General features: G+C 35.9%; 12 protein-coding genes, 1 other RNA gene and 1 riboswitch. All 13 genes read left to right on the top strand.

Features of this window, described 5'->3' with window-relative positions; translation table 11 throughout:
* Positions 1-561 carry an SLOG family protein gene (locus tag BFA01S_RS11150; RefSeq protein WP_066229955.1) on the top strand — a complete coding sequence of 187 codons (561 nt, stop codon included), beginning with the start codon at positions 1-3 and terminating at the stop codon, positions 559-561.
* A 109-nt stretch (positions 562-670) separates the two neighbouring features.
* A complete protein-coding gene (gene gpsB / locus BFA01S_RS11145) occupies positions 671-973 on the top strand; it encodes a cell division regulator GpsB (RefSeq protein WP_066229952.1) in 303 nt (100 codons plus the stop codon).
* A gap of 69 nt (positions 974-1,042) precedes the next feature.
* Positions 1,043-1,436, top strand: an RNA gene (gene rnpB, locus BFA01S_RS11140) — RNase P RNA component class B.
* Positions 1,437-1,558: 122 nt separating this feature from the next.
* Positions 1,559-2,698, top strand: coding sequence for a THUMP domain-containing class I SAM-dependent RNA methyltransferase (locus tag BFA01S_RS11135; RefSeq protein ID WP_066229949.1), 1,140 nt, complete (start codon positions 1,559-1,561; stop codon positions 2,696-2,698).
* An 84-nt stretch (positions 2,699-2,782) separates the two neighbouring features.
* Complete coding sequence (locus BFA01S_RS11130; protein ID WP_066229946.1) at positions 2,783-2,971, top strand: hypothetical protein; 189 nt, start codon at positions 2,783-2,785, stop codon at positions 2,969-2,971.
* Positions 2,972-3,344: 373 nt separating this feature from the next.
* Complete coding sequence (locus BFA01S_RS11125; RefSeq protein WP_066229943.1) at positions 3,345-5,267, top strand: ATP-dependent DNA helicase; 1,923 nt, start codon at positions 3,345-3,347, stop codon at positions 5,265-5,267.
* 65 nt (positions 5,268-5,332) lie between these two features.
* Positions 5,333-6,844, top strand: coding sequence for a carboxypeptidase M32 (locus BFA01S_RS11120; protein WP_268874856.1), 1,512 nt, complete (start codon positions 5,333-5,335; stop codon positions 6,842-6,844).
* A 111-nt stretch (positions 6,845-6,955) separates the two neighbouring features.
* A riboswitch (purine riboswitch) is annotated at positions 6,956-7,057 on the top strand.
* Between the two features lie 120 nt (positions 7,058-7,177).
* The gene (locus BFA01S_RS11115) at positions 7,178-7,771 is read left to right on the top strand and encodes a xanthine phosphoribosyltransferase (RefSeq protein WP_066229940.1); all 594 of its coding nucleotides are present in this window, start codon (positions 7,178-7,180) and stop codon (positions 7,769-7,771) included.
* Positions 7,768-9,069: a nucleobase:cation symporter-2 family protein gene (locus tag BFA01S_RS11110; protein ID WP_066229937.1), complete on the top strand. Its 1,302-nt coding sequence runs from the start codon at positions 7,768-7,770 to the stop codon at positions 9,067-9,069. Before BFA01S_RS11115 ends, BFA01S_RS11110 begins: the two co-directional genes overlap by 4 nt.
* A gap of 268 nt (positions 9,070-9,337) precedes the next feature.
* Complete coding sequence (locus BFA01S_RS11105) at positions 9,338-9,538, top strand: ADP-ribosylation factor GTPase-activating family protein (protein ID WP_066229934.1); 201 nt, start codon at positions 9,338-9,340, stop codon at positions 9,536-9,538.
* Between the two features lie 2 nt (positions 9,539-9,540).
* Complete coding sequence (locus BFA01S_RS11100; protein ID WP_066229932.1) at positions 9,541-10,350, top strand: YitT family protein; 810 nt, start codon at positions 9,541-9,543, stop codon at positions 10,348-10,350.
* A 180-nt stretch (positions 10,351-10,530) separates the two neighbouring features.
* Complete coding sequence (locus tag BFA01S_RS11095) at positions 10,531-11,634, top strand: type III polyketide synthase (RefSeq protein ID WP_066229930.1); 1,104 nt, start codon at positions 10,531-10,533, stop codon at positions 11,632-11,634.
* 2 nt (positions 11,635-11,636) lie between these two features.
* The gene (locus tag BFA01S_RS11090) at positions 11,637-12,191 is read left to right on the top strand and encodes an isoprenylcysteine carboxyl methyltransferase family protein (RefSeq protein ID WP_066229927.1); all 555 of its coding nucleotides are present in this window, start codon (positions 11,637-11,639) and stop codon (positions 12,189-12,191) included.
* The last annotated feature ends 172 nt before the right edge of the window (positions 12,192-12,363 follow it).

Raw genomic sequence — 12,363 nt, 5'->3', positions numbered from 1 at the left:
ATGGTAAGAATATTAGCAATATCAGGTTATAAGCCATTTGAGTTAGGAATATTTAAACAAGAGCATGAAGGTATCACTTACATAAAAAAGGCCATTAAGAAAACACTTATTCCGCTTATTGAAGACGGTTTGGAATGGGTTTTAATAAGCGGTCAATTAGGGGTAGAGCTGTGGGCTGCTGAAATTGTATATGAATTAAGGGAAGAGTATCCCGAATTAAAGCTTGCCTTATTAACCCCATATTTAAATCAAGAGGTTAAATGGAAAGAGGATAATATGGAGTACTACGAGTATATTGCCTCACAAGCAGACTTCGTTGACTCGATTACAAAAAGGGATTATGAGAGTCCAGTTCAATTACGGCAAAAAAATATCTTCCATGTAGAGAAAAGTGATGCCCTGCTTTTAGTATATGATGAAGAAAAGGATGGGACACCGAAATATTTATTAGAAACAGGAAAAAAGAAACAGGAAAAGGTCGATTATCCAATTTTCCTTATTGGGTTCTATGAGTTACAAATGATTGTTGAAGAAGAAAATTTAAAAAACAATGACTTTTGACTCTATCCTCTTTTGCGTATACAGATTAAAGTAATAAAAGAAAATTGACAATTTCCATAAATTCTGAAAAAATATAAGGTGATGACTTCGTATTAATGAGGTGAAAGATATGCTTGCAGATAAATTGAAATTAACTGCTAAAGAAATATTAGAAAAAGAATTTAAACAGGCAATGAGAGGCTATAAACAGGAAGATGTGGATAAATTTCTCGATCTTGTTATTAAAGACTATGAAACATTGCATCAGGAAATAGAGGATTTGCAGCAGGAAAATTTAAGGCTTAGAAAACAAGTAGATGATTCTTATAAAAAACCGCAGCAGCCAGTACAGACGAATACAACGAATTTTGATATTTTAAAGCGTCTTTCAAATCTTGAAAAGCATGTATTTGGAAGCAAACTTTACGATTGATTTTTGTAAAAATTTACACTTGCATTGTTTTTGCACTTTTATTATAATTATTTATGCTGTCCGGTAATAACGTTCAGGTAATCGCTGCAATTCTTTTTTGAATTGTAGAGGAAAGTCCATGCTCGCACGGTGCTGAGATGCCCGTAGTGTTCGTGCCTAGCGAATTCATAAGCTAGGGCAGCCGGGATTCCGGCTGACGGCAAGGAAAAAGCCTAAGTCGCTCAGGCGATATGGCTTGACTACTTTGAAAGTGCCACAGTGACGTAGTCTTACAAGAAATTGTAAGAGTGGAACGGGTAAACCCCTCGAGCGAGAAACCCAAATAATGGTAGGGGCATCCTCCTGAAGGAATTGAACAAAGGGAGGGACAGGAAATATATATTTCCTGTAGATAGATGATTACCACCTGAGTACGAGGCTTTTGCCGTTTGCAGTACGATGGAACAAAACATGGCTTATCGAACGTTATTAAACAGTATTATTTTGAAGCTTAAGCTCTCCGATTGGAGAGCTTTTCATTTGTACATGAATACATATATATTGTGTTATGATAGATTAACTAATAATTGAAAGCAAGGTGACTTAATGGGTAAGCTAACATTGATTGCAACTTCAGCGATGGGGCTTGAAGCTGTTGTGGGAAAAGAAGTGAAAGATCTGGGATATGATTGTACGGTTGAAAATGGAAAAGTTATTTTTGAGGCAGATGAACTAGCTATTTGCCGCAGTAATTTATGGTTAAGAACAGCAGACCGTATTAAAATTAAAGTAGGAGAATTTAAAGCAAGAACATTTGATGAATTGTTTGAGGCGACTAAAAGTTTAAATTGGGGAGATTATTTGCCTGAAAACGCAGAATTTCCTGTTATCGGTAAATCGGTCAAATCAACGTTGGCGAGTGTTCCTGACTGCCAAAGCATCGTGAAAAAAGCGATTGTTGAAAACTTGAAAAAACATTATAAGAAAACATCTGCATGGCTCGAGGAAAACGGTCCATTTTACAGAGTAGAAGTAGCTCTTTTAAAAGATGTTGCGACATTAACAATTGATGCAAGCGGTTCAGGTTTACATAAGCGAGGATTTAGAACAGATCAGGGACAAGCCCCTATTAAAGAAACATTAGCAGCAGCGATGGTTTTATTAACAAATTGGAAGCCGGATCGTCCTTTTGTTGATCCGTTTTGCGGATCGGGAACAATTCCAATTGAGGCAGCTCTTATCGGACAAAATATAGCGCCAGGTTTTAACCGTGATTTTGTGTCGGAAGACTGGCACTGGATCGGCAAAGACAAGTGGAATACAGCTCGTCAAGAAGTAGAAGATAAAGCAAACTATGACCAGCCTCTTGAAATACATGGACATGATATCGACCATCGTATGATCCGAATCGCAGAAGCAAACGCGGAAGAAGCAGGTTTCAATGATTTAATTACTTTTAAACAAATGCAGGTGAAAGATTTTACAACGAGGCAGGAATATGGCACAATTGTCGGCAACCCACCATACGGCGAACGTCTCGGTGAAAAGAAAGCTGTGGAACAAATGTACCGCGAGATGGGGAAAGCATTCGAACCGCTTGATACGTGGAGCATTTACATGCTGACATCAAATGAGAACTTTGAGACTCTTTACGGCAAGCCTGCAACGAAGAAAAGAAAGCTGTTTAACGGCTTTATTCGAACAGATTACTATCAATATTGGGGGAAACGTCCGCCTAGAAACTGATTCATATTCGAATATGTTAGTATAAAATATATTTTACTGCATACAATAAGAACATTCTTGATTTTTTTATGGGGAGTGTATCTATTGTATAAAAACGATCAATTTCATTTAATTTCAAAAGCTTTACAGCATACACAGCATTCATTAAATGAACACGGGTACGGCACCGAACTTGAAAGCTTCAACCATGCAAAAGAAGACTTCATAAAAGCAGTGGCACATGCTTCTGACTTAAATAATGAAATGCTCATCAGGACTCTTTATACAGAATAAAGAGAGCTGTATTAAATAATGGATTTCAACAAGGGTTTGTGTTAAAACTTTGTTGATTTTTGGTTCATCCATTTGAAAGCTCTGCTTGCAAATGCCTTTCAGCTAATGCTGAAAGGGCTCAAATTTATAAAAATTGGAAGAAAAGCTCGCTTTTCTCTCCATTTTTATAAATTTGAGCAAGATGAACCAAAAATCGTACACTATACTGAGTTTTTATCAAATCTATGTTGGAACATTAATTTTATATCTGACATAGACATCTCCGTTTACTACTTCAAGATGTCTGTTTTTGTTTGCTGTCAAAATTGACTTTTTATAGCAGGAATGAAATAATATTTATTTGTGAGTTTATTAAGAGGTTGGAGGTACGTCTATGGGCACGTCGCGTTTACCTTTTGCGATTACGAAAGATGAAAATTTTTATGAAGCGTTAAATAATTGGATTGGTGATCTCTTTTACGATATACTCCCTGAAAAAGGCTTTGAACTGAGAGACGAACAAATCTTTATGGCCTTTCAGCTTGAAAGAGCTTATCAGGAGAAGAAAGTAATGTTTGCTGAAGCTGGAGTCGGTACAGGTAAAACGATCGTTTATTTGCTGTACGCTTTAAGCTATGCCCGCTATACTGGAAAACCTGCAATTATCGCTTGTGCGGATGAAACATTAATTGAACAGCTTGTAAAACAAGAGGGAGATATTGCTAAATTAACGAAATATTTAGATTTAAATATTGATGTAAGATTAAGTAAATCCCATAGTCAATACTTATGTTTAAATAAATTGGATACGGTTATTCAAAAAGATGGCGATGATAAATATTTAGATTTGTATGAATCATTACCAGAGTTTGTTCATGAAACAGCAGGAATGCAAAAATTTTCACCTTATGGAGACCGGAAAGAATATGGTGAATTTTCAGATGAAGAATGGGAAAAACTTGGCTGGGACAGTTTTCAGGACTGTTTTTCCTGTAGTCAGAGACATCGCTGCGGACTGACATTGTCACGGGATTATTACCGTAGATCAACGGATTTAATTGTCTGTTCACATGACTTTTTTATGGAACATATTTGGACATACGATTCAAGGAAGCGTGAAGGACAATTACCGCTCCTTCCTGAATTCAGCAGTGTTGTCTTTGATGAGGGACATTTATTAGAGTTTGCTGCGCAAAAAGCATTAACATACCGTGTGAAGCAGAGTACGCTTCAACTGTATTTAGAAAGACTTCTGCAAAATGAAATTCGCGAAGAGTTTGCATACTTGGTGGAGGATGCTTTAACGATTAATGATGAATTTTATGATTTATTAAAGGACAGTGCCATTCCTGTTGAAGGCTCAAACCGCCTGAAAATAGAAGAAACGAAAAAACTTCTGCAAGTTGGAAAGCAATTAGAGAAAAAGCTCTCTGAAATAAGTGAAGCGCTCGTATTTGAAGGAGAGCTTTATACAATTGATGAATACGAATTAAAAATTGTTGAGGAATATATTGAACAGATGGAATATTCTTTATCTCTTTTTAATGGAAATAATAATTCTGTTAGCTGGATTGAAGAGAAAGAGCATGATTACAGCCTTGTTATTATGCCGAGAAAAGTAGAGGAAGTATTAAAGGAAAAAGTATTTTCTAAGAAAATCCCGTTTGTTTTCTCATCTGCGACACTTTCGAGTAACAGCTCATTTGATTATCTTGCAAAAAGCTTAGGGATTGAAAGCTATTTATCATTATCTGTGGAATCTCCATTTGATTATGAGGAACAGATGAAAATATCAATCGCGCAGAATAAATCATTAGAGCAGAAACTCGTTCATACTGCCAGCGAGCTGAACAGAAGCGGCGGACGAGCATTAGTGCTCTTCTCTACTAAAGAAGAATTGAAGTGGTTTAAACAAAATATTGATTCTGCGGCAATGAGCTTCCCTATTTATTATGAAGGGGATCAGGAAATAAGCAAGCTCGTAAGCTTATTCCAGCAAGAAGAGCAGTCTGTGCTTTGTGCTGTCCATTTATGGGAAGGGCTAGATATTCCAGGTGAGGCGTTAACGAATGTCATTATATGGTCTCTGCCATATCCTCCGGAGGATCCTGTATTTGAAGCGAAAAGAAATGAAGCAGGCGATCCATTTACAGAAGTAGATCTGCCTTATATGATTTTAAGATTAAGACAAGGGATCGGCAGATTAATTCGTACGAGTAATGATAAAGGAACGATTACTATTTTTACGGGGGAAGCTGACGAAAAAATAATGAAAAACATTACAGAAATATTGCCAGTTTCTCCAGTTGTTGAATAGAATTAGTAAGGAAAGGTCTGGGTTTAGCCAGGCCTTTTTTAAATAAAACTTTGGGAGTGAGCATTTTGCCTAATAAACAATTGGAAGAAGAGTTTTTAGAGTACATAAAGAAAATGCAAAGCTATGAAGAAGCGATTAGTATGCTGTATTGGGATTTAAGGACCGGAGCACCGAAAAAAGGGGTAAACCAGCGTTCAGAAACGATTGGAATGCTATCAACAGAAGCTTTTCAAATGCTTGTCAGTGAACGGATGAATGAGTATTTAACGAAGCTGTCAGAAGAGACAGTATTTCACACATTATCTCCATTAACACAAAAAGCAGTTGAATTATTGAAAAAAGAATATAAAAAAAATAAAATGATCCCACCTAAAGAATATGAAGAGTATGTTATTCTTTGTTCAAAAGCGGAATCAGCATGGGAAGAAGCGAAAGAAAAATCTGATTTTCATTTATTTGCTCCGTATTTAAAGCAAATCGTTGATTATAATAAAAAATTAATCGGTTATTGGGGCTATAAAGACCATAAATATAATACTTTATTAGAGGAATATGAACCGGGAATGACGGTAGAAATTTTAGATAAAGTGTTTTCACAAGTACGTGATGCTATCGTTCCGCTCGTAAAAGAAATTAACAGCTCTCCTAATAAACCAGAAACAGAGTTCTTATATAAATACTTTCCAAAAGAGAAGCAGAAGCAATTCAGCGAGTTTATTTTAAAAGAAATCGGTTATGATTTCGAAGCAGGAAGGCTTGATGAGACGACACATCCATTTGAAATTTCATTAAATCGTGGGGATGTGCGGGTAACAACAAAATATGATGAAAATGATTTTCGAACAGCAATTTTTGGAACGATTCATGAATGCGGCCATGCAATATATGAACAAAATGTAAGTGAAACATTAGAAGGAACATTTTTATGCAGCGGGACTTCCATGGGAATCCATGAATCACAATCTTTGTTTTATGAAAATTTTATCGGCCGGAATGAAGCGTTCTGGGAACGTTATTATAACAATCTAAAAGGATATTCTAAAGAGCAGTTTCTTGATGTACCATTACAAGATTTTTACCGGGCTATTAATGAATCAAAATCTTCTCTTATTAGAATTGAGGCAGATGAATTAACATATACACTGCATATTATCATTCGTTATGAAATTGAAAAGGCTTTGTTTAATAATGAAATTTTAGTGGAAGATCTTCCAAAAATTTGGAATGAAAAATACGAACAATACTTGGGTATTACACCGAAAAATGATGCGGAAGGTGTACTGCAGGATGTCCATTGGTCAGATGGCAGTTTCGGTTATTTCCCTTCATACGCTTTAGGCTTAATATATGCGGCTCAGTTCCGCCATGCAATGTTAAAGGAGCTGCCTAACTTAGAGGAGCTTATTAGAACTGACAGGTTTGAAGAAATAAAAGGGTGGCTGACAAGAAATATCCATCAGTTCGGTAAAATGAAAGAGCCGCTCCATATTTTACAAGATGTTACTGGAGAAGGTTTAAACGCAGAGTATCTAATAAAATATCTTGACGAAAAATATCGAAACATATATCATATTTAGAATAAAGCAGGATTTAATAGATTAAATACGAACGATAAAACTTCTAAATAGTGTAAATATTCGCTTTTGGAGAAAAATATCTTTTCAATTTCATTTTTTACTGGTATACTAAGTTTAAATTAAATAATGACTCATATAATCACGGGAATATGGCCCGGAAGTTTCTACCGAATTACCGTAAATAATTCGACTATGAGTGAGTATAGATTGCATTTTAAATAGGGTACAGTAATGATAAGTATCTCTATTTTAAATTTCTAAAAGGCAGCGTTACTTCACTCGTTTTAAAAAGTGGAATAATGCTGCCTTTTTCACTTATGGAGGAGAAAATAAATGGAACTTCTTAAACAAAGAATTGAAAAAGACGGTTTAGCTCTTAATGAACATGTACTGAAAGTTGACTCATTTTTAAATCATCAGATTGATCCGGTTTTAATGCAGGAAATAGGAAAAGAGTTTGCAGAAAGATTTAAAGATGCAGGAGTAACAAAAATTCTTACATTAGAATCTTCAGGTATTGCTCCATCAGTAATGGCTGCTCTTGAGCTTGGGGTATCAGTTGTATTTGCCAGAAAACGCAAATCATTAACATTAACAGATGATTTAGTAACAGCAACTGTTTATTCTTACACAAAGCAGGAATCAAATACGATCGCTGTTTCATCAAGATTTATTAAGAAAGAAGATACTGTTTTAATTATCGATGATTTCTTAGCAAATGGAGAAGCTGCAAAGGGATTAATTGAAGTTGTAGAATCAATCGGTGCTAAAGTTGCCGGTGTTGGTATCGTTATTGAAAAATCATTCCAACCAGGGGCAGATGAAATTGAAAGCAAAGGCTATCGTCTCGAATCACTAGCAAGAGTAGAATCATTAAAAGCTGGTGAAGTAACATTTAAAGACGAGAAAGCGGAGGTTGTTAAATGAACAATACATTCAAAGACCTATCTTTAGGTTTCCAGCACGTACTTGCTATGTACGCTGGAGCAATTCTTGTTCCAATTATTGTTGGTGGGGCTCTTGGATTTAACAGTGCACAATTAACGTATTTAGTTGCAATTGATATATTCATGTGCGGTGTCGCAACATTTTTCCAAGTATGGAAAAACCGTTACTTTGGGCTCGGTTTGCCAGTCGTATTAGGCTGTACATTTACAGCCGTTCTGCCGATGATTGATATCGGTACTCATTATGGTGTTTCTGCTATTTATGGAGCTGTTTTAGTATCTGGTATATTCGTTATGATCATTGCTCCATTTTTCAGTCATCTCGTTAAGTTTTTCCCACCGGTTGTTACTGGCTCAGTTGTTACAATTATTGGGGTTACATTAATACCTGTTGCCATGAATAATATGGCGGGCGGTCAAGGCGCTCCTGATTTCGGTTCAACAGAAAATCTTATCCTTTCGTTTACAGTTCTAGTATTAATTATTATTTTAAATCGTTTTGCTAAAGGATTTATTCGTTCTATTTCTATTTTAATCGGGATTTTAACTGGAACAGTGATCGCAGCATTTATGGGTAAAGTGAATTTCCAAGCTGTTCATGATGCATCATGGCTCGCAATCGGAAAGCCTTTCTATTTCGGCACACCTACATTTGAAATTGCACCGATTATTACAATGATTATCGTTGCAGTCGTTAGTATGGTTGAATCAACAGGTGTTTTCTTTGCATTAAGTGATATCTGTGGAAAGAAACTAACGAGAGAAGATCTAGTAAGAGGATACCGTTCAGAAGGTTTAGCTTACACTTTAGGAGCTATTTTCAACGCATTCCCTTACACAACGTTTTCTCAAAACGTAGGTTTAGTTCAAATGTCAGGAGTTCGCAAAAATAAGATTATTTATATTATGGTAGCAATGCTTATCTGTTTAGGTTTAATTCCTAAAATTGCAGCAGCAGCAACGGTTATTCCAACAGCTGTTCTAGGCGGAGCAATGCTTGCAATGTTCGGTACGGTTATGGCTTACGGTATTAAAATGCTGGCTAAAGTAGATTTCTCATCAGAACAGAATCTATTTATTGTTGCTTGTTCAGTCGGTTTAGGACTTGGGGTAACAGTTGTGCCAGATATGTTCAAAGTTTTACCTGCAGAATTAAAGATTTTAACAAACAGTGGAATTGTAGCTGGTAGTTTGGCAGCTATTGCATTAAATGTTCTCTTTAATGTTATTGGCGGTAAGAAGAAACAAGCAGAAGTTGCTGTTGAGAAAGCTTCATAAAATATAATGTTATGCCTGTATTCATTCTTATTAGAGTGAATACAGGCATTTTTTTGTTCACAAGGAACATCAAGAAAACTTATATAAGTAGAAGACATATAAATATCCTACTAATGGAAGATTTATTTTATATCATAGCGGGTATATTATATTATTAACGTTAAGTCATTATTCTAAATGGAAGCAAGTATAATGTCTAATAGCTGCAATTGTATAAAATGCTATGGGATGATAAAGACTAGTAAAAAAGTTCTTGAGGTGATGAAAAATGAATTTATTTCAATCTATTTTAGATTGGAAAGCGATAAAAGAAGCACATCATCGGGAAAAAATGCAATCGTTAGGGAAATGTCCGGACTGTAATGGAAGAGGTTTTACACCGGCATATTTAGAAGTTTATTCCCCATCATTTGACTGCTCCAGCTGTGAAGGGTCCGGTATGTATTCTGACTGGGAACGAATTTATTAAAGATGGGCAGAATATTTCTCGTTATTTTCGGTTCATTGCTTGTCGCCTTTGCATATAATTTCTTTCTTATCCCGCATCATATACTAAGCAGCGGTTTAAGCGGAATTGCGATTATGCTTGGGATTATTACGCCTTTAAATACGGGGCTGCTGAACCTATTATTAAATCTTCCGCTTTTAATATTAGGAATTTTAAAGCTTGGAAAGAAGTTTATTTTCTTAACGATTTTATCGGTCGTTACTTTATCGATCAGTCTCTACATAGTACCGATTAAGCAAATTTCAACAGAACCTTTGCTGTCTTCCTTATTTGGTGGTGTCTTAACCGGAGTAGGGGCAGGATTAATTTTCCGTGCAGCCGGTTCATCGGGCGGTTTTGATATTGTCGCGATGCTGCTTGCGAAAAAGAGAGACTTTCCATTAGGAACATTAATCACACTTATGAATGCGGTTGTCGTCATTATTTCCGGTTTTGTTTTTACATGGGATGCAGCTTTATATACATTAGTTGCTATCTATGCTACTGGAAAAGTAATTGATACTGTTCATACGAAACATATTAAATTAACTTTAATGATTATTACGAATAAAGGGGATGAGTTAAAACAAATACTGCTTGAAAATTTGTACCGGGGTATTACAGTGATGGACGGAGAAGGGGCATACTCGGGCGAAAAAAGGAAAGTGCTCATGACGGTTATAACGCGTTATGAATTAACAGATGTGAAAAATCTCATTAGTAAAACAGATCCGAATGCGTTCGTTAATATTACGGTAACGACAGAAGTAATAGGCTCTTTTCATCGAAGTTAATTGTTTTCCAATATTTATATAATGTAATAATTAGTAAACATAAATTATAATAAATATGCACAGCAACAGCTCCTTTAAAACGTTTAGCTTTTCCTTTTACTAGGGAAGGCTTTTTTCGTTTGTATAAAATTAATTTTATGGGAAATATTAGGTTAAAGAAAATGAAGGGTGATTATACATATGGCTTTTATCATTTCTGTCGGCAAAGGTATTCCCGAATATGAATTAACACAAGATTATATGATTACATTTGTAAGAGAACTTTTCGGACATCGTTTCACAGATATTGACCGTTTATTAACGGTATTTCCTAACAGTGAAATTAAAACGAGGCAATTTGTAAAAGAAATAGACTGGTATAAACACACGCATTCATTCGCAGAGAAGAATGATGAATATATAAAGAAAACGGTTGAATTAAGTGTAAAAGCAATTGAGAATTGTTTGAGAAATGAGGAATTATTAACTCGTTCGATTTCATATGATGAAATTGACGCAATTATTTTTATTTCAAGCTCTGGTATTGCAACACCGAGCATTGATGCCAAGGTAATGAACTGTCTGCCTTTTAAGGAAACAGCAAAGCGTATTCCTATTTGGGGTTTAGGCTGTGCGGGCGGTGCTGCCGGTATTTCACGGGCATATGAATATTGCAGAGCGTTCCCGGAAGCGAAAGTACTCGTTATTGCGGCAGAACTATGCAGTTTAACATTCCAGCATGATGATCTTTCTAAAGCAAATTTAATCGGTACATCTCTTTTCGGAGACGGGGTTGCATGTACTTTAATTGCAGGAGAGAAGGCAGCTGAACAACTGAAGCAGGATTTACGTTTCCCTTCTATTCCGAAAATCATAGAAACGAGATCAACGCTTATGAAAGATTCTGAAGATGTAATGGGGTGGGACATAAAAGATAATGGGCTTTATGTTATTTTTTCCCGCCATATTCCGGCTATTATAAAGAAGTGGCTGAAACCGAATGTGGAAGCATTTCTTGAGGAAAACGGTCTTCATACAAGCGAGATCAGCCATTTTCTTGCACATCCGGGAGGAAAGAAGGTAATCGAAGCATATAAAGACGGCTTAGGATTTACAGATGATCATCTTTATGTATCAAAAGAAGTGTTAGAGCAGCATGGAAACATGTCATCCGTTACAGTCATGTACGTCATAAGCGAGTACTTGGAAAGACAGATAGGTAAAGATGGTGAATTCGGTCTGATCGGCGCTCTCGGTCCAGGCTTTAGTTCAGAGCTTTTATTTATCGAGTGGAAGGGTGTATAGCCATGTTCACTGTCTTATTTACTATTCTTGTCATACAGCGGATAACAGAGCTTTTTATTGCGAAGAGAAACGAGAAATGGATGATGGCAAAAGGCGGTGTGAAGCACGGAGAAAAACATTATCCGTTGATCGTTGTTGTTCATACACTGTTTTTAATTTCTTTAATAACCGAGGTGACTGTATTTCATAAAGGATTATCGTCCCTTTGGTCATTCATTCTTCCGTTTCTTTTATTAACACAAATAATCCGCTACTGGGCTGTTATGTCGCTCGGTCCATACTGGAATACGAAAATTATTATTCTTCCTGACAGCGAAGTCGTTGCAAAAGGGCCGTACCGCTTTATGAGACACCCGAATTATGTCGTCGTTGCTCTTGAAATACTGTTTATCCCGCTTTTATTTAATGCGTATATAACAGCTGTTTTATTCACGATATTAAATATTTTCCTTATGATTATAAGAATTCCAGAAGAGGAAAAAGCATTACAGCTGCACACTGACTATAAGAACACATTTGAAGAAAAGTATCGTTTTTTTCCTAAAAAGTCAAATTAATTATTGAAAATGATTATCATTGATGATAAGCTAAGTTTAGAAATGATAAGGATTCTCAATAAAAAATTGGAGGTTGTTACATATGACAATGTTATTTGTCGGATGTACTGTCGTTGTATACAGTATTGTAACAGGTTTTATTTTAAGAAAAGTAGATACTTCCTACTAAATA

The sequence above is a fragment of the Metabacillus fastidiosus NBRC 101226 genome, assembly GCF_001591625.1.
GTDB classification, from domain to species: Bacteria; Bacillota; Bacilli; order Bacillales; family Bacillaceae; genus Metabacillus; species Metabacillus fastidiosus.
The sequence above is the reverse complement of the archived record's forward strand: the minus strand, read 5'-3'. Positions and strand labels throughout refer to the sequence as shown.